This is a genomic window from Garicola koreensis (assembly GCF_014195445.1).
Lineage (GTDB): Bacteria > Actinomycetota > Actinomycetes > Actinomycetales > Micrococcaceae > Nesterenkonia > Nesterenkonia koreensis.
The window spans coordinates 1,119,835-1,138,164 of sequence record NZ_JACIBT010000001.1; the positions used below are offsets into that span (position 1 = coordinate 1,119,835).

Here is an 18,330-nt window from a genome sequence, read left to right on the forward strand (position 1 = left end):
TTTCACACTCTAGCGACATGGAATGTATTCGGGTAGACCCTGTCGACGATCTGTGGATAGGGATCTTATCCACAGGATCCCCTGCCTGTGGGGGACGTTTGATCGTGTTTGATATACGCTAACCCCCTGCTGCACTGGCCCTGGTGACTGGACTGACCTAATTATCGAAGCTGCCGTGCGCGTCAGCGGCAGTATCTGACAGGTCTGGGTCCAGGCGTCGCCTACGGGGGGAGGTCTCCTGGCCGCTTGCTGAAATGTTCAGCGCACGTGCTTGGCGATGAGGCCCGCCAAGCGCATCCGATCCAGAGAAGCAGGCAACTCGAAGCCTGTCCTCTGGCGAGGCAGCTGTTCGCCCAGCTTCTGCAGAATCCTCGCGGCAGCCCTCCGAAATCCCCTCTGGGGGTCGTTCAGGGACCATGAGGTCTTCGGATGCTCCTGCCGGATCTCGAGCAGAGAATGCAGATCAGCCAGATCTTTCGCGGCTCGACGATTGTTCCAGCTGTGTGCCTTGAGGATCACCGCTGTCTCCGGATCGGGGATCATGGTCCGGTAGCGGATCGTCCGGCCGCCGATCAGCTCAGCGGTGACATCCAAGACCAAAGGGGACTGATTCATCGCGAAGCTCAGCTCGGGCAGCGTGTCGACCTCTCCGACCCCCGGTACTGCTTGAGACCGAACCCCTGGAGCAGGTCCGCTGCGCGGCAGCAGCAGATTGATCTCGACTCGCTCGCCGCCCTCCAACGTCCGGGAGAAAAGATTGCCCTTCTCCTTCGTGAACTTCTGCTTCATCAGACTGTGCACGACGGGCCCGACGACTTCGACGTTGCCGATCGCGGCATCGGCGTCGAGGGTGGATCGAGGGACCACCTGAGCCGTGGGATAGACGTGCAGCAACAGGCGCACCATGTGGCCGCCCACAATCCGGAATTCCTCGCGTTCGTTCACCGCCTGGGACACTGCGTACTGGCCGCGGTACCACAGATCATCGGCTCTGTTCATCGCGTGAACTCTGATCTCGACGACCTCGCTCATGAATCGTCTCCGATGAGTGTGGCGGCGAGGTGCTCACCAGCCTCTGCGCTGTCGATGTCGGTGCTGATGGCCATGTCCCAGTAGACGATCGCGGCATCGGCCAGGGTGATCCTCGCCGGTTCCCGCACATGGGCGTGGAGTTCAGCCAGGCCAGGGATGCTGGGGTCGCGTGGGACACGGGTGGTCAGAGAGGCCTCCTTCACCGGTGCGGGCACGAATCCCTCACCCAGTAGGTCAACGGGTTCGGCGAGGTAGATCCGGCCTCGGGCCGGCAGCTTCCACGGGGCGAGTTGGTCTGCGGCGACGTCTCCGCTCACAAGAGGATTCGCGCCCAGCAGATTCGCCGTTCTCACGGCTGTCGAGACCTGCTCGACGATCGGATCCACGCTGTACCAGCCGAACTCCTGGCCCCCGGGTCCGGGATACACTCCCATCCAGTGCTCCAACATCGAAGCCCGGTCGGCGGCGATGAACCCATCCGGTTGGTCGGCGACGAGCTCTCCCAGAGAGCGCACGGCATTGGAGACGCTCTGCTGGCTGGTGCCCAGAGCCGCTGCGATCATCGGCTGGCGAACCGGTTCTTTGGCCAGCAGCAGATACCGCTCCACGGCCCATCGCATCCAGGCCGGCCGCCTGGGAAACGGAACGTGGTGACCCTGGACCGGCTCGTCATCCGTCGCATAGGTGACCCCGTGGTGGATCAGCCGGATCGGCTCAGCGGTGAGAATGTCGATCTGACCAGCCATGGCCCGAGCTGTGACCTGCGCAGTGGCGGACTCACCGATCAGCAGGCGACGATCGGTCCGCTGGTGGGCAGAATGATTGCGGACGATGTGGGCGTTCAGCCGCGTAGTCGGAACGGTGAGGGTGACCTCGAAGAACCTACCATCCGGCGCGCCCAGAAGCCATGACGTGCTCGAGGTGCCCTCGGCGATGCTGAAGTCGAGCTCGCGGAGAAGCGTCACTACGTCAATGGTCATGAATACTTCAACAATTCTCATCCTGTGGCGCGGGATGCTGCTTGTTGGACATTCTATACGGCGTTGTGCTACCAGCTCGAATCTGTCGACGATCTGTGGATGAGGACCTTATCCACAGGCTGTTTTGTCTTTGGGGGACGTTTGATGGTGTTTGATATACGCTCATATCTCATCTGGTACAGATGTGGATTCATGGAGGCGCAGAATGAGCGTGGCAGTGACTTTGGTGCATGCACCCGGAGCAGTGCCTGAACCCGTGTGGGAGCGGCTGCTCAGGAGAGCACCGGGCTCCTATCACCATGAGAGCCGCATCGTCGTCAGGGCTGATGCGGCGGCTCACGACATTTCCGGAGCCCAGCTTGCGACTGCCATAGATACATTCCTCGCCGACGTCGCCGGCGCTGACAGGGCTGAGTTCGCACTGAGTACTGCAGGCGTCAGCCTCGCCTCCCTCGAAGCTGGGTCACCCCTGCTGCACCCCGGCATGGTGATCCTGATAGCCCCGCGGCAACTGCCCCTCACCGCGATTCGCGCGACGCCATTGAGCCTGTGCCTGGATTCAGGCCCTGACGCGGGACGCCTGCTGCCGCTGCGCCGGGGCGGGCACGTGATCGGACGGGGGCAGGTTGATGTGTCCGTCGCCGATCCTCGCCTCTCTCGCCGCGAGGCAGTTTTGGACGTCGGCGCCCATGACGTCAGGCTGAAGAGCTCGCAGACGGACCTCGGAAGAACGGTGACCACAACTGAGGGCTTCGAACTGGGAACAACTGCCTACCACTTGGTTCTCGGCGCCCCACCGCCGGCAGCACCGCAGTCCTGGCCGCCGCATGATGCGCCGGTGGACGGCAAGCCTCCCGAAGGCAGAAACACTATGATGTTGGCGTTCGCACTCGTGCCGCTGGTGGCAGGAGTGGTGCTGGTTCTGGTGACCGGGCTCTGGTTCTTCCTGCTGTTCAGCGGTGCCAGTGCGTTAGTTGCCACCATCATCTTTCTGCACGGTCGCCGGCAGCGGAGCCGGTACCGCCGTGCCCGGCAGCAGGCGGCAGAGGCCTGGGGCGCAGAGACTGCCCGAACCCTGCTCTCCCCTGGTCGGGCGACGCGGCTGCTTCGCGGTGAGGGCACCGTTCATGTCTCGGCAAACGCGCAGGGGCACCCAGCAGTGCGCTTAGGCTTGGGCCGTGTGCAGGCCCAGCTGCAGAGTGGAGAGACGGCCAAGAGTCAGCACCCTGAGAGGGTCGTCACGGCCGTTGGGGTCGAGTTTCTCGCCGGAGAGACCACCACGGTCTCAGGGCCGCGGCGCGAGCGTCTGCGGATCCTGCGATGGATTCTTTTGCAGCTGGTCCTCAATCCCGTCCGGGGTGGGATCGTTGTGGTCGGCGATTCCTCTGAACTCGCCATCGCCGAGCTGCGCGATCTGCCCACATGTCGAGTGATCGCCGAATCCGACGTCTCCTCCAACGGGCCACCGTCTCAACGCAGCGGCGTACTGCTGTGTGCTGAGCCCCTGGAACAGATCGACGTCGACCAGGCACTGCGAGCCGGTTGGCACGTTGTCCTCCCCGCGCAGAATCCCGCAGACGGCTCCCGCCCGGGATGGGAGGTCAGTCTCGGTGATCAGACGGTGCACCGGCGCGGTGACCCCACAGCTGCGGTACGCCATGCCGAAGAGTTTCGGATGGATGGACTCAGCGATGCCACGCTGCGTGAGCTGTGCCGCTTGGCGGTACCGCGCGCCGCCTTCTCTGCGGGACCTGATGAACTTCCTGAGCGTGCTGTGGGCAGGATTGACGACGACTTGTTCGCCGGTGCCGCTGCTAATGAGTTGGTAGGCGACCTCGGAGCAGGTACCGCCGGCTGCGAGAAGCTGGATCTGGTCAGCGACGGACCGCACGTGCTGATCGCCGGCACGACGGGCTCGGGGAAGTCGGAGCTGCTGAAGACGCTGCTGCTCTCCTTGTGTGCACGCTACAGCCCGCAGGAACTCACTATGGTTCTCGTAGACTTCAAGGGCGGAGCAACGTTTCAGCATATGGCCCGGGTCGAACACATCCTCGGCGTCGTCACCGACCTCTCCCAAGCGGCGACCGAGCGGACCATCGAGAGCATCCGCAGCGAACTGGTCCGCCGCGAGCGCCTCTTTCTCTCCTCAGGCGCCGGAGACTACACCGAGTACCGCATGCTCAGCGATGACCCCCTGCCACGCATGTTGGTGGTCATTGACGAATTTCGCATCTTCGCCCACGAACTGCCCCACCAGTTGGACGAACTGATGCGGTTGGCGACTCTGGGCCGGTCGTTGGGGCTTCACCTGGTGCTCTCCACCCAACGTCCCCAAGGCGCCGTGACTGCCGACATTCGCGCCAATATCGGCGCCGCGATCGCCCTTCGCATGCGGGGTGAGGACGAGTCCAGGGACGTCATCGGAACCCCCGATGCGGCAGAGATCTCTCGTCGGGCACCCGGACGCGCCCTGCTGCGTCGCCCCGGAGAGCGCCCGGTGGAGCTGCAGACAGCGCTGCTGCGGGCCACCGAACCTGCCCTGTACGCCGCCCCGGAGTCTCTGCCGGTACCCGCGGCACCTGCGGCACCGACCCATGATGATGTCATCACCACACTGGTGGAGCAGCTGCGAGTCTGCAATCTGCATCGGGTGCACACTCCGCTTCTTCCACCGCTGCCGCAGACCCTAGGGCCACAGCACGCGCTGAGCACAGAACCTGGTGCACTGCTGGGGCAGGTCGATGACCCCGCATCCCAGTCCCAGTACGATCTGCGCCTGGACCCGCAGCACCCACAGTCATATGCGCTCATCGGCGAAGCAGCCGCCGCTGCCGCAGCAGTATGCCTGTCGGTGACCAGTCAGCTGCTCACCGCGGAGGGGCCGGTCGCCGTGTATCTGCTCGATGGGGACCGATCGCTGACCCAGCTGGACGGGCACCCCCGGGTAGGGGCCTGGCTGAGTGAAGAGCACATGGCCGAAGCCGCCCACCTGGTGGACCAGCTCTGCCGTGAGCTGGCGGATCGGCGTATGGGGCGCGGACGGTCGCAGCAGCCGCTGGTGCTCGTCATCACCGGCTACTCCCAGTGGTTGGCCTCCCCGCAGACCGGCTTCGGGTTCGAACACCAGCTGGCCACCCTCGTGGCCGAAGGCCCCCAGGCCGGAATCAGCGTACTGCTCGCCGGCAGCCGGGAGCTCGCCGTGGGAAAACTCTCCGGCCGATTTGCCCAGCGGATCTACCTGCCCTTCGGCTCCGGGGAAGACGTCACCTACCTGTGGCCCAAGCTGCGCAGCACCGACCCGCTGCCCGGCCGCGGAGTGCTCATCAGCTCCACCATCCCCTCCCCCGGGCTGACCGTGCAGCTGAGCACCGAAACTTCGGACCACAGCGAAGCGACGACGGAGGACCCACCGCCGACGCCCCAGAGTCCTGTCATACAAGTCCGCGCGCTTCCGGATCACCTGACTGAACAGCACTTGTCCGAACAGCATCGACCCCACCCGGAGACCAACGATGACGGTGTCGTGGTCGCGGTGCAGCAGCTGACGTGGGCACCGGTGTCCCTTCAGCTGGGTCCGGTGAACCTGATCCTGGGATCCCCCGGCACCGGAAAGAGCAGCTGCCTGCGTCTGCTGGACCACAGGATGGCCCATGCCACCCTGATGCACGGTGCAGCCGGTGTGCCGGATGATCCGTCCCAGGTGCTCCTGATAGACGATGCCCACAGGTGCACTGCTGAACAGCACCACACCGTTCAGCAGGCGATCACCGCCGGCGCCCGCGTCGTCGCAACCGCGCCGGCCTCGGGGGCAGTGTTCAGCCAGCTGCCCTGGGCTCACCCGGCCCGGACTCAGGGCAGCAACGTGATTCTCAGCCCCGTCAGCCGCAGTGAGGCCGAATCCTTCGCGGCCATACTGCCGCTGTTGGATCGGCCGATACCCGGCCGTGCGGTGCACCTGCGACCCGAAGGCGCACTCGTCGCACAGTGGGCCGTGCCACCTGATCATTGACTGATCATTAGACTTTGCTCATAAAGCCAAAGAGTAAGCTGTCTCACTGTCATTTAAGAGTTGACGTGAGAGAATATAAAGATATGACAAATACAACTCATGCACATCGCCGAACATCACGAGTCGCCCTGTCCCTCGCCGCCGTCGCGGCGCTGGGATTGAGCGCATGCGCCCCGGACGACGGTGAAGACACCACCGAAGACGGCGGAGCAGCCGACGATATTCAAACCCAGGAAACTTCTGAGGCAACGGACGAAGAGACTAACCAGGCCACAGAGACCGCCGATGAAGGCGCCGCTGCTGAGACCGAGGAGGCCACCGCAGAGGAGGAGACTCCCACTGAGGATGCCACCGACGAGGATACTGCCACTGATGAGGCGACGGCTACCGATGAGGGCACAGCCGAAGGCGGTAGCGGCGGGGACCATCCGGTCTACCAGGCCGTTGAAGCTGCCCTGGCCGAGTACGACGGTGGCGTGATCACCCAGTTCGAGGACAACACGGACGACGACGGCTACGTCGAGGTCGCCGTCTATGACGGTGAGACCGAGTGGGAGCTTGAGATCGACTCCGAGTCCTTCGAGATCATCGACACTGAGGAGGATGACATCGACGGCGACGACCGCGAAGAGGCCGAGGCCGTAGAGATCGAGATCTCCGAGGCGATCCAGAGTGCTGAGTCCGAAGGCGGGGCCGAACCCGACGAGGGTGAGCTCGACACCGAGGACGGCACCGTGGTGTGGCAGATCGAGCTGGACAACGACACCGAGGTCGACATCGACGTCACCAATGGTGAGGTGGTCAACGTGGACCAGTAGTACCTCACACACCGCTCACGCAGCAGCCGGCGTCCTACTCTGATGGGGCGCCGGCTTCCTGCTTCTCAGCGCGTTCCACAATGTTCTCCGCATGCCGAATCAGCGGTTCATCAACCATCGCACCCCGGAACTGCACCGCCCCGGCGGAGCGGTGCACCTCAGCCAGCAGCGCCTGAGCATATTCCACCTCCTCATCCGAGGGCGCATAGGCTCTGCGGACCACACCCACCTGCGAGGGGTGAATATTGGCCTTCAGCACGAACCCGCTGGCAGAGGCGTCCCTGGCCTCAGCGGCCAGCCCCTCAGCGTCGGAGAAGTCGGCGTAGATCGAGTCGATGGCCTGCTTGCCGAACGCGGTGGCACTGAGCAGCACCGCGGCGCGCGAGTGCTGCGCCACCTGACGATACTGGCCCTGCTCGGTGCGGGAGGAGGACCCGCCGATAGCGGCGATGAGGTCCTCAGAGCCCCACATCAGACCGCTGACCGTCCGGTGCTGGGCGATCTGTTCGGACCTGATGACGCCCAGCGGGGTTTCGCACAGCGCCAGCACGCAGACCTCGGGCAGGACCTCGGTGATCTTCTCGATCTGCTGGGCCGATTCGGCCTTGGGCAGCATCACCGCTCTGACGCCGGTGCCAGAGAGGGCCTGCAGGTCTGCGGCGAAGTCTTCAGTGGAGGCGGCATTGATACGCACCACCACACGGACCGGATCAGCCTCAAGATAGGCGTGGTTCTGCTCGTCCTGGCACCATCGGCGCAGATGCTGGCGAGCCGCTGGCTTCTGCTCGGGCGCCACCGCGTCCTCCAGGTCGAAGATCACTGAATCTGCCCGGTCCAGCGCCTTGGCATAGCGCTCGGGACGATCTGCGGGGCAGAAGAGCATCGCCGGGCCGGACGTCTGTGGAACAGTGCTGCTCATGCGTCTGCCTCACTCTGATCAGTTCCTGCTTCGGGTCCTGCTGGCCGGTTGCCCCTCGGCGCGTGGGCGGAGTGCCACATCAGAGTCTTTCGGGTGCAGCGGGCCACCACCGTTGCCTCCTGATTGCGCATCGTATGGACGAAGGTGACGATTCCTTGGCCCGGTCGCGACTTAGAATCGCGCTTCTCTTCGATCAGCGTCTCGGCGTAGAGGGTGTCACCGATGAACACCGGGGCGGGGAAGTCCACGGCCTCGAACCCCAGGTTCGCCACGATCGTTCCCTGCGTCAGCTGACCCACCGACAGTCCCACCAGAGTGGAGAGCGTCATCATCGAATTGACCAGCGGCTGGCCGAAGGGCTGCGCCGATGACCAATGGGCGTCCAGGTGCAGCGACTGGGTGTTCATCGTCATCGTGGTGAAGAGCGTGTTGTCGGCCTCGGTGATGGTTCTGCCCGGGGCGTGATAATAGGTCGCCCCCAGCTGCATCTCGTCGAGGTAGAGACCGCGCTGCTCGATCCGCGCAGGGTGAGAAGAAATCGGATCATCTGGCATGCTTCAGCTCCCGTCAGCGGCTAAGTTCACTGGGCAGTCGATTCACTGGGTCAGGCACGACGCCGCCCCAGCGTCCCACCCGTACGTGGTCGAGTTCACACCCAGCCTCCTCATCGTATCGAACGCGTGCCCCATCGTGAGACGCTCCCCGTTTGTAGCGACACACAAGATTCACCCTCTGATTTCGCATGCGCAGATGTAGCGTATACCACACCACAGGGGCACGCTGAACCCTGATGCCCACCTGTGAGAGTGGGACGTTCTCGCACCGAAGGAGGCTGCCATGACGGCACAGGAGCCGGACAAGAATGAGTCAGGACCGGACAAGCGGAGCACCCAAGGCGGTGGTGCTGTTCTGGGCACACTGATGCGCCCGCTGAACACCCTGGTGGAGCGGTTCATCCCCTCAGCTCTGGTGTTCGCCATCGTGCTGACCTTCATCGTGGCGGTCCTGGCGCTGATCTTCACCGACGCCGGACCAGTGACCGTGGTCGAAGAGTGGGGAATGGGACTGGCCGGGCTGCTGGCCTTCATGACGCAGATGGCGCTGGTCCTTCTGCTCGGCTACATCCTGGCCAACACCCGGCCGGTGCGGAAGCTGCTGATCCGGCTGGCCCGGGTGCCCAAGACCGCCATGCAGGCCTACCTGTTCGTGTTCCTCATTGCCGCCCTGGGTTCGCTGATCACCTGGGGGCTGGGGCTGGTGGCCGGCGCCCTGCTGGCTCGGGAGGTCGCCTACGAGTTCCGTCGTCGTGAGCAGCTGGTGCACTTCCCCATGCTGGTGGCCGCCGCATTCTCCGGGTTCGTGATGTGGCACATGGGCTACTCCGCCTCCGGGCCGCTGCTGGCAGCCACCCCGGACTCCTTCGTCGCGGACCAGCTCGGCGAGCCGCTTGCGATCACCGAGACGATCTTCACCACGTGGAACCTGCTCGCAGTTCTGGCCACGATCCTGCTGGTGGGCCTGGCGCTGTTCCTCATCGCGCCGCGCAATGCGAAGGCCATCGTGCCGCTGACCGTCGATGCCCGGGAGAAGGAGGTTGAGGTCGACGAGGCGGTGGAGACCCCGGCAGACCGGGTGGACGCCTCACGCATTCCAACCCTGCTGACCGGGCTGATGCTGGTGGCGTATCTGGTCATTCATTTCTCCGGAGGCGGCTCCCTGACGCTGGACATCGTCAACTGGAGCTTCCTGACGCTGATCATGCTGCTGGTGCGCAATCCCTTCGAACTGATCGCACTGACCAAGAAGGCCGCCTCCAACGTGGGTGAGATTCTGCTGCAGTTCCCGCTCTACGCCGGCATCCTGGGCATCATGGGCGGAACGGGGCTGATCACCATCATCTCTGAAGCGTTCGTGGCAATCTCCACCCCGCAGACCTTCGCACTGTTCGCCTTCTTCTCCGCGGGACTGGTCAACTTCTTCGTCCCCTCCGGCGGCGGCCAGATTGCCGTGCAGGCGCCCATCCTGCTGGAGGCCGCCGACTCGCTGGGAACCGACCCGGCAGTGGCCATCATGGCCGTGGCCTACGGCGACCAGTGGACCAATATGATCCAGCCCTTCTGGGCGCTGCCGCTGCTGGCGATCGCGGGGCTGAAGATGCGTGACATCCTGGGATACACCACCATCACGCTGATCGCCTCAGGGATCGTCTTCGGCTCCGCGCTGGTGCTGGTCTCCCTATAGTCTGGAGGCATGCCCACCTCTGAGTCTCTAGCCTCCGCACGGCACGACCAGCGCTGGGAGCAGCTGCTGCAGCAGATGCACGACGACGAATCCATCGTCGAGCAGAGCGTGGAGAACCTGCGCGCCACAGTTCCCGGATACGACAACGTCCCCACCCGGTCCTTGGAAGAATCGGTGCGCAGAAATATTGCGCTGAGCATTCGGACCATCAAGGAGGGCACAGAACCACATCCTGCGGGCATGGGCGAGGCTGATGCGCTGGCTGAAGAGCGGCACGCCCAGGGTGTGCCCATCGGCAGCGTGCTGGCCGGCTTCCGGGTGTCTCTGTCGTTCATCTTTCACCGGCTGCTGGACATCGCCCCTGAGGAGAACATCCCAGCCGACCAGGTGCTGAGGTCCTCAACACTGCTGTGGGCCCTGGGGGACGCGTTCTCCAGCCGTGCCGTGGAGGTCTACCAGCAGCGGGAAGTCTCCCGGGCGGTCGCAGACTCCACACGCCGCTCGGAGTGGATCCGCAACGTGGTGACCACCGGATTGGCCCCGGCGGAACGCACCCGCGGCGCCACCCTGTATGACGTACCCACCGCCGACCCGGTGCGCGCACTAGTCGCCGATGCACCCCCGGGCACCGAAGGTGACCGTGAGCATCGCCTCCATGCCTGGGCTGAGGCAGCCGGCACCCGCATCCTCACCGCCGTGCAGGGCAGCTCCCTGGTGGGCATCATGGCGGGACCCGCTGTGCCGGATCGCCACCCCAAGAGTCTTGCGGTGGGCGTGGGCGAAGCCACCATGGTCGATGAGCTCCCGCGTTCCTTCGAATCGGCCTCGTTGGCGCTGCAGGCCGGCCAGACCCTGGGAATGTCAGGCGTCCTCACCCTGGAGCGGCTCTCCTGGCGCTTGGGCATCCACTCCAGCCCCGAGGTCACCCAGTTGCTGCATCAGCTGCATCTTGCCCCGCTGGAGAACACCGGAGAGTTCGGAGAGCACGTCATCGAGGCGGTCGATGCCTATCTCACCCACCGGATGAGCATCCCACTCGCCGCCCGGAGCATCCCGGTGCATGTCAACACGCTGCGCTACCGCCTGCAGCGGTTCCGCGAAATCACCGGCGCCGACCTGGGTGACCTGAACACCCTGATCGAACTCTCCTGGGTGCTGGCCGCCCACCCCCGCCGAAGAGCACGACGTCGACTAGCTTCGTAGTCAGCTACGAAACAGTGCCGATTCCCTTGAACCACTGAATGTAGCTCACATCACACTGCGGCCACCATGCTGGAGACGAACATCCGGCCAGCTGGTCGGCAGATCCGCTCATCATCCAAGGAGGCCGCATGGTTGTCGGAATCGTCGGCATCATCATTTCCCTCATCCTGCTGATCACCCTGGCCTACCGCGGTGTCCCCGTGGTTCTGGCCGCCCCCGTCGCGTCAGCTGTGGCTCTGATCTTCTCGGGCGCGCCCATCCTGGCGTCCTATACCGAGATTTTCATGCCGGCGATGGCTGACTTCGTCGGAAACTATTTCCCGGTGTTCCTCGTCGGGGCGATCTTCGGGGTGCTGATGACGGTGACCGGCTATGCCGAGTCGATCGCACGTTCGGTCACCGCCTGGGTAGGGACCCGCAGTGCTATCGCGGCCACGGTGATCACTTCGGCACTGATGACCTATGGCGGCATCAGCCTGTTCGTCGTGGCCTTCGTGATGTATCCCCTGGCCCGCGAGCTCTTCCGCGCAGCCGATATCCCCCGGCGTCTGGTGCCCGGAACCATCGCCCTGGGCATCTTCACCTTCACCATGACCGCCCTGCCCGGCACTCCGCAGGTGCAGAACATCATTCCCGGCCAGTTCTTTGGGACGTCCACCTACGCGGCCCCCGGCATCGGCCTGGTCGGCGGGGTGCTGATCTTCGGCCTGGGCCTGCTGTGGCTTGAGTACCGCCGCGGAGCCCTGATCAAGAAGGGCGAGCACTTCGCCTCCGCTGCCAGTGAACCGCAGATCGGCGGCTCCGCCGATGACGGGTCCTCCCACAACATCGACACCCTGGTTCCCACCAACCGGGTCGTGCCCTTCCTGCCGCTGCTGACCGTGTTCGCAGTCAACTTCGCCCTGACCCTGGTGATCTTCCCGGCGATGAATTGGGACTACCTGCAGCACGAGCAGTTCGGTGGAATCACCGTGGATGAGCGCAGCGGCCTGTGGGCAGTGCTGGTCGGCATCCTGGTGGCCATCCTGCTAATCATCGCGCTGAACGCGAAGAACGTCCGCCAGCTGCGGGTGGGGTTCACCGACGGCGTGAAGCGCTCCATGCTGCCGATCTTCTCCACCGCCTCCGAGGTCGGCTACGGTGCCGTGGTCGCCTCAGTCGCAGCCTTCGCCGTCATTCGCGACTCGGTGTTCAACATGGGTGGCGACGCCTTGGTGACCTCAGTGGTCTCCACCTCGGTCACTGCTGGCCTGACCGGCTCATCCTCCGGCGGTATGACCATCGCGCTCAACGCCTTCGGCGACGATCTGCGTAATATGGCCATGACCGATGGGACCAGCTTGGAAGCTATGCACCGCCTGACCGCCATGGCCTCCGGGGGCCTGGACACTCTGCCGCACTCCGGTGCGGTGGTCACCCTGCTGATCGTCTGCGGGCTGACCCACCGGCAGTCCTATAAAGATCTGGGTATGGTCACACTGGCGATCCCCGTCGTCGTCGTCGCTGCCCTGATTGGCGTGGTGTCAGTCTTCGGCGCCTTCTGATCCATCGACCGCACACTGAACCGATCCACATCAGGAGGTACTCATGGAACCCCAGACCACCCGCAGCGCACCGATCTCCGCCGGTGCCCTGAGCGGTCGTCGCGCACTGATCACCGGAGGCGCCTCCGGCATCGGTGCAGGCTGTGCCCGGGCCTTCGCGGCAGCCGGAGCCACAGTCACCATCTGCGACCTCAACGGTGAGGCCGCCCAGGACCTCGCCGCTGAGATCGGCGGCGAATCCTGGAGCACGGATCTGGCCGACACCGAGGCGCTGGAGGACCTGTCACTCGATACCGACATCCTGATCAACAACGCGGGCATCCAGCACGTGGCCCCCATCCAGGAGTTCGACCCCGAGAAGTGGCGATTCATCCACCGGCTGATGGTCGAATCGCCGTTCCTGCTGATCCGCGCCGCCCTGCCTGGCATGTATGAGCGCGGCTTCGGCCGGATCATCAACCTCTCCTCGGCCCACGGGATGCGGGCGAGCCCCTACAAATCGGCCTACGTCGCCGCCAAGCATGCCCTGGAGGGGCTCTCCAAGGTCACCGCACTGGAGGGCGCCGAGCACGGGGTGACCTCCAACTGCATCAACCCGGCCTATGTGCGCACTCCCCTGGTGGAGAAGCAGATCGCCGACCAGGCCCGGATCCACAGCATCAGCGAGGATGAGGTGGTGGAGAAGATCATGCTCTCCGAATCTGCGGTCAAGCGACTGGTCGAGGTCGATGAGGTCGCCTCTCTGGCTGCCTGGCTGGCCTCAGACGCCTCCGGTATGGTGACTGGGACTTCGTACACCATCGACGGCGGCTGGACTGCCGCATGATCACCGGCGCTCGCGACAGCAGCGTCTGACCGACGAGGAGGAACAATTGTGAGTGTGAATAAAACGGTGGCCACTGCGGCTGAGGCTGTCGCCACCATCGGTGACGGGGCGACGCTGGCGGTCGGCGGGTTCGGGCTGTCCGGCAACCCGATCCAACTGATTGAGGCTCTGCTGGACCAAGGCGCCTCTGGGCTGACCATCGCCTCCAATAATGCCGGCGTCGACGACTGGGGCCTGGGGCTGCTGCTCAAGGCCGGCCGCATCAAGAAGATGATCTCCTCCTATGTGGGAGAGAACAAGGAGTTCGCCCGCCAGTACCTGGAGGGTGAGCTGGAGCTGGAGCTGGTGCCGCAGGGCACCCTGGCGGAGAAGCTGCGTGCCGGCGGCTCCGGAATCCCCGCCTTCTACACCCGCGCAGGCGTGGGCACACCGGTGGCCGACGGCGGCATTCCCACCCGCTACGACACCGAAGGCAAGATCCTTCAGGAGTCCAGCCCCAAAGAGGTGCGGCCCTTCCCCGGTCCCGACGGGCGCATCGTGAGCTACGCGCTGGAGGAGTCGATCGTGCCTGACTTCTCCCTGGTCCACGCGGCCCGCGGGGACCGGCACGGCAACCTGGTGTTCAACAAGGCTGCCCGCCAGTTCTCTCCCCCGGCGGCGATGGCCGGCCGGGTCTGCATCGCCCAGGTGGAGGAGCTCGTCGAGCCCGGCGAGCTCGACCCCGACCAGGTCCACCTGCCGGGCATTTTCGTCCACCACGTGCTGGAGGTCGGCACCGAGATTGACAAGCCGATCGAGAAGCGAACCGTGAGCACCGGCTCACAGGAGGAGAACTGAGATGACTGAGCAGAGCGCAGCAGTGGGCTGGACCCGCGAGCAGATGGCCGCCCGGGCGGCCCAGGAGATCCAGGACGGCGACTACGCCAACCTGGGAATCGGGATGCCGACGCTGATCCCCAACCACATTCCGGCCGGCCGCGAAGTCATCCTGCACTCCGAGAACGGAATCCTCGGCGTCGGCCCCTACCCCCTGGAGGAGAATCTGGACCCAGACCTGATCAATGCGGGCAAGGAGACGGTCACCACCAACCCGGGGGCGGCATTCTTCGACTCGGCCACCAGCTTCGGGATGATCCGCGGGGCCAAGCTCGACGTCGCCGTCCTGGGCGGCATGCAGGTCGCGGCGAACGGTGATCTGGCCAACTGGATGGTCCCGGGCAAGATGGTCAAGGGCATGGGCGGCGCCATGGACCTGGTGCACGGCGCCCGGCGGGTGCTGGTGCTGATGGACCATCGCACCAAGGACGGCAGCTCCAAGCTGCTGCCCCAGTGCACGCTGCCGCTGACCGGCCGTGGGGTGGTCAACACGGTGATCACCGACCTGGGCGTCGTCGAGGTCAGCTCGGATCCGGCCCACCCCAAGTTCACGCTGGTCGAGACCGCCCCTGGGGTGAGCGAGGAGCAGATCCGCGAAGCCACCGCTGCTCCCCTGCACTGAGGCTGCGCGGCACTGAGGCCCCGCTTCACTGAGGCCGCGCTGCACTGAGGGGTGAGCAGCCGGTAAGCTGGTCGGGTGACAATTGATCCCACCAGCAGGCAGCGTGACCTCACCGGATTCTCCCAGAAGGCCAAGGCGTGGCGCGCGTTCTTCGAAGCCTCGGCGCTGATCACCGATCGTATGGAGAAGCGGCTGCACGCCACCACGGGTCTGAAGATCACCGACTACAACCTGCTGCTGGTGCTCAGCGAGGCGGAGGGGAATCAGCTGCGGATGGGGGAGCTGGCCGAGAAGATGGTCTTCTCCCCCTCCCGACTCTCCTATCAGGTGAAGACTCTGGCTGCTCAGGGCCTCATTGAGCGTTCGGCCGACCCCAACGATAAGCGCGGTATGACCGCGACGCTGACCGATGAGGGCCGCAGAGTCTTCACCGCAGCCTCCCGGGTGCATGCCCAGCACATCAAGCAGCTCTTCCACCCGGCCGTGGACGAGGCCGAGGCCGAGGCGCTGGAAGCCATCTGCGGCCAGATCCAGCGCACAGTGCAGCAGTCGGACTAACGCGGCTGCTCGACCAGCTCACCATCCACCAGCTGAATGTGCAGCGAGTCGGCACGCTGAGACAGCATCTCCACGTCTGCGCAGGCGGCCTCCACGGCCGCCAGTGCCAACCGCTGACCCACGGCGTCCGTACCGGGTTTTACCACCACCCCCAGGCTCAGCTCCGGGCCGTGACCGCCGCCGAGCACCCGGGCGCCGTTGCCCGCCTGTGTGATGATGCCCCGGTGGGGCTTCAGCACCAGTTGGGCCACCCCCGGGCACTGATCCGGCAGCTCGTCCAGTGCCTGGGCCAGCTCATGGTCTAAGTAGCTGGGAGTCCACAGCCGCCCCTGAGCCAGGGCTTCCAGCGCTGGACGGCGAATCACATAGGTCAGTTCGGCAGGCGCCTCGGCGGCACCGGGATCCAGTACCACCAGTTCGGCGTCTTCGGCGAGGGCGGCCAGCATCACCCGTTCGGCTTCGGCTGCCACCGGCCGCGCTTGCCGGTGCCAGCCGGTCAGCGCCTGCACCGAGGTGAAGACCGGCATGGCCCGGCGCCCGTCGGGGGCGGTCAGCGAGACCAGCGAAATATCGGCTTCCTTATCGCCGTGGTCGGCGTCGCCGGTGCCGGTGGCGATCACCGGAGCAAAGAGTCGCTGGCCGGCCAGGGAGGCCACGAACTGGGCTTCGTCGGTCTCACCGGCGATGAGCCGGCGTCTGGCTGCGGCGATGGGGGCCGGGGTGTGTCCGTCGTCGCCGTCGAAGGTGTGCAGCGGGTTGCCGGCACCGCTGAGGTCTCGCCCGCTCCAGGCAACGCCGGCGGAGTCGGCGGGCTCACCATGCTCGGTGCGCTGCTGGCGTTCCAGCAGGTTGGCGATGTGCGCCGGCAGCTGCTGGCTGCTCATCACGCCGAGTCGGCGGCGACCTTCAGCGCCTGCGGCAGGGTGAATTTGTCAGCGTAGAGCGCCTTGCCCATGATCGCGCCCTCCACACCGGAGGAGACCATCTTCGCCAGGGCGGCGACGTCGTCCAGCGAGGAGATGCCTCCGGAGGCGATGACGGGCTTATTGGTCTTTGCCCCCACGGCCGCCAGCAGCTCGGTGTTGGGTCCGCGCAGGGTGCCGTCCTTGGTGACGTCGGTGACCACGTAGCGCGGGCAGCCGGCGTCCTCCAGGCGGGCGAGCACCTCCCAGAGGTTGCCGCCCTCCTTGGTCCAGCCGCGTGCGGCCAGGGTCTCGCCGCGCACGTCCAGGCCCACGGCGACGGCGTCTCCATAGCGTGCGATGACCCGGGCGGTCCATTGAGGGTCCTCCAGGGCGGCGGTTCCCAGGTTGACCCGGGTGGCGCCCATCTCCAGGGCGCGGTCTAGGGATTCGTCGTCGCGGATGCCTCCGGAGAGTTCGATCTTGATGTTTATCTGGTCGACGACCTGGCGCAGCACCTCGCGGTTGTGCCCGCGGCCGAAGGCGGCGTCGAGATCTACCAGGTGGATCCACTCTGCCCCCTGCTGCTGCCAGGTCTGGGCGGCCTCCAGGGGGTCGCCGTAGCCGGTCTCGGAGCCGGCCTCGCCCTGGACCAGGCGCACGGCCTGGCCTTCGGCGACGTCGACGGCGGGCAGAAGTTCTAGGGGTTTCATAGTGTTCCTATCCAGTTTTGCAGCAGCTGCATTCCGGCGTCGCCGGACTTTTCGGGGTGGAATTGGGTCGCGGTGAGCGGGCCGTTCTCCACCGCGGCGATGAAGTCGGCTCCGTGGTGGGACCAGGTGATCGCCGGGGGCCGCATCACCTCCAGGGTCTGGTCGAAGTCCCAGGTCTGCACCGCGTAGGAGTGCACAAAGTAGAACCGCTCCTGGCCGATGCCTTCGAACAGCGCACTCTGCGCTGGGGCGTCGACGGTGTTCCAGCCCATATGAGGCACCACGACGTCGCGGGGCAGGGCGGTCACCTCACCGGGCCACTCCCCCATGCCCTCGGCGGCCACACCGTGCTCCACCCCGCGTTCGAAGAGGATCTGGTGGCCCACGCAGATGCCCAGCACCGGCCGGGATCCGGCGACCCGCCGGCCGATCCAGCGCGGGGCGTCGATGGCCTTCAGCGCCTCCATCACCGCAGAGAACGCGCCGACTCCCGGCACCACCAGCCCGTCGGCGTTCAGCAGCGTCTGGGTGTCGCGGGTCAGCTGCGCTGCGGCACCGGCGCGGTTCAGGGCTCGCACCGCAGAGTGGACGTTGCCTGAGCCGTAGTCGAGCACGGCCACGCTCGGTCGGGTCACAGGGCACCCTTGGTGGAGGGGATCTCGTCGGTTCGCGGGTCGGACTCTGCTGCGCTGCGCAGCGCCCGGGCGAAGGCTTTGAACTGGGCTTCGACGATGTGGTGGGGGTCCCGGCCGGCCAGCAGGCGCATATGCAGGCAGATGCCGGAGTGGTAGGTGATCGATTCGAACACGTGTCGGGTCATGGACCCGGTGAAGTGTCCGCCGATGAGGTGGTACTGCTGGCCCTCGGGCTCACCGCTGTGGACCATATAGGGCCTGCCGGAGAGGTCGACCACTGCGTGGGCCAGGGCCTCGTCCAGGGGCACGGTCGCCTCGCCGAACCGGCGGATTCCACGCTTATCGCCCAATGCGGTGGCCAGCACCTCCCCGATGACGATGGCGGTGTCCTCCACGGTGTGGTGGACGTCGATGTGGGTGTCGCCTTCGGCCTCGACGCTCAGATCAATGAG

17 protein-coding genes are annotated in these 18,330 nt (G+C 65.4%); 9 read left to right on the forward strand and 8 right to left on the reverse strand.

Annotation, left to right across the window (positions count from 1 at the left end; all coding sequences use genetic code 11):
* Positions 1-258: 258 nt before the first annotated feature.
* Together FHX47_RS05285 and FHX47_RS05290 are read right to left on the reverse strand one after the other, a co-directional pair.
* Positions 259-1,032 (reverse strand): hypothetical protein, encoded by a 774-nt coding sequence (locus tag FHX47_RS05285; RefSeq protein WP_183357765.1) that lies wholly within the window; start codon positions 1,030-1,032, stop codon positions 259-261.
* On the reverse strand, positions 1,029-2,012 hold the full coding sequence (locus tag FHX47_RS05290) for a hypothetical protein (RefSeq protein WP_183357766.1): 984 nt from the start codon (positions 2,010-2,012) through the stop codon (positions 1,029-1,031). The genes FHX47_RS05285 and FHX47_RS05290 overlap by 4 nt, the downstream gene beginning before the upstream one ends.
* A 205-nt stretch (positions 2,013-2,217) precedes the next feature.
* On the opposite strand from FHX47_RS05290, the gene FHX47_RS05295 reads away from it, so the two are divergent.
* Positions 2,218-6,021, forward strand: coding sequence for an FtsK/SpoIIIE domain-containing protein (locus tag FHX47_RS05295; protein ID WP_183357767.1), 3,804 nt, complete (start codon positions 2,218-2,220; stop codon positions 6,019-6,021).
* 83 nt (positions 6,022-6,104) lie between these two features.
* A complete protein-coding gene (locus tag FHX47_RS05300) occupies positions 6,105-6,839 on the forward strand; it encodes a PepSY domain-containing protein (protein ID WP_183357768.1) in 735 nt (244 codons plus the stop codon).
* 34 nt (positions 6,840-6,873) lie between these two features.
* On the opposite strand, the gene FHX47_RS05305 is transcribed toward FHX47_RS05300, so the two are convergent.
* Both FHX47_RS05305 and FHX47_RS05310 read right to left on the reverse strand, forming a co-directional pair.
* Positions 6,874-7,758, reverse strand: coding sequence for an HpcH/HpaI aldolase/citrate lyase family protein (locus FHX47_RS05305; RefSeq protein ID WP_183357769.1), 885 nt, complete (start codon positions 7,756-7,758; stop codon positions 6,874-6,876).
* Complete coding sequence (locus FHX47_RS05310; protein ID WP_183357770.1) at positions 7,755-8,312, reverse strand: MaoC family dehydratase; 558 nt, start codon at positions 8,310-8,312, stop codon at positions 7,755-7,757. Before FHX47_RS05310 ends, FHX47_RS05305 begins: the two co-directional genes overlap by 4 nt.
* A gap of 367 nt (positions 8,313-8,679) precedes the next feature.
* Between FHX47_RS05310 and FHX47_RS05315 the strand changes: the two genes are divergently transcribed.
* The 7 genes from FHX47_RS05315 to FHX47_RS05345 all read left to right on the forward strand — a co-directional run bounded on the left by FHX47_RS05315 (position 8,680) and on the right by FHX47_RS05345 (position 15,628).
* Positions 8,680-9,999, forward strand: a complete 1,320-nt coding sequence (locus FHX47_RS05315; protein ID WP_183357891.1) for a short-chain fatty acid transporter — start codon at positions 8,680-8,682, stop codon at positions 9,997-9,999.
* 9 nt (positions 10,000-10,008) lie between these two features.
* Positions 10,009-11,202 (forward strand): PucR family transcriptional regulator, encoded by a 1,194-nt coding sequence (locus FHX47_RS05320; protein WP_183357771.1) that lies wholly within the window; start codon positions 10,009-10,011, stop codon positions 11,200-11,202.
* Between the two features lie 128 nt (positions 11,203-11,330).
* The gene (locus FHX47_RS05325; RefSeq protein WP_183357772.1) at positions 11,331-12,746 is read left to right on the forward strand and encodes a GntP family permease; all 1,416 of its coding nucleotides are present in this window, start codon (positions 11,331-11,333) and stop codon (positions 12,744-12,746) included.
* 43 nt (positions 12,747-12,789) lie between these two features.
* Positions 12,790-13,572 (forward strand): 3-hydroxybutyrate dehydrogenase, encoded by a 783-nt coding sequence (locus FHX47_RS05330; RefSeq protein ID WP_183357773.1) that lies wholly within the window; start codon positions 12,790-12,792, stop codon positions 13,570-13,572.
* A 48-nt stretch (positions 13,573-13,620) separates the two neighbouring features.
* On the forward strand, positions 13,621-14,409 hold the full coding sequence (locus FHX47_RS05335) for a 3-oxoacid CoA-transferase subunit A (RefSeq protein ID WP_183357774.1): 789 nt from the start codon (positions 13,621-13,623) through the stop codon (positions 14,407-14,409).
* A gap of 1 nt (position 14,410) precedes the next feature.
* The gene (locus FHX47_RS05340; protein WP_183357775.1) at positions 14,411-15,070 is read left to right on the forward strand and encodes a CoA transferase subunit B; all 660 of its coding nucleotides are present in this window, start codon (positions 14,411-14,413) and stop codon (positions 15,068-15,070) included.
* Between the two features lie 75 nt (positions 15,071-15,145).
* Positions 15,146-15,628, forward strand: coding sequence for a MarR family winged helix-turn-helix transcriptional regulator (locus FHX47_RS05345; RefSeq protein ID WP_343064307.1), 483 nt, complete (start codon positions 15,146-15,148; stop codon positions 15,626-15,628).
* Here the strand turns inward: FHX47_RS05345 and FHX47_RS05350 are convergent.
* From FHX47_RS05350 to FHX47_RS05365, 4 genes are all read right to left on the reverse strand, one after another.
* Complete coding sequence (locus tag FHX47_RS05350; protein WP_183357776.1) at positions 15,625-16,512, reverse strand: SseB family protein; 888 nt, start codon at positions 16,510-16,512, stop codon at positions 15,625-15,627. The genes FHX47_RS05345 and FHX47_RS05350 overlap by 4 nt on opposite strands.
* Positions 16,512-17,243, reverse strand: coding sequence for a bifunctional 1-(5-phosphoribosyl)-5-((5-phosphoribosylamino)methylideneamino)imidazole-4-carboxamide isomerase/phosphoribosylanthranilate isomerase PriA (gene priA / locus FHX47_RS05355; protein WP_183357777.1), 732 nt, complete (start codon positions 17,241-17,243; stop codon positions 16,512-16,514). The genes FHX47_RS05350 and priA overlap by 1 nt, the downstream gene beginning before the upstream one ends.
* Positions 17,240-17,878 carry an imidazole glycerol phosphate synthase subunit HisH gene (hisH, locus tag FHX47_RS05360; protein ID WP_183357778.1) on the reverse strand — a complete coding sequence of 213 codons (639 nt, stop codon included), beginning with the start codon at positions 17,876-17,878 and terminating at the stop codon, positions 17,240-17,242. The genes priA and hisH overlap by 4 nt, the downstream gene beginning before the upstream one ends.
* Positions 17,875-18,330: imidazoleglycerol-phosphate dehydratase (locus FHX47_RS05365; protein ID WP_183357779.1), on the reverse strand; the 456-nt coding region annotated here is incomplete at its 5' end. The genes hisH and FHX47_RS05365, both read right to left, overlap by 4 nt.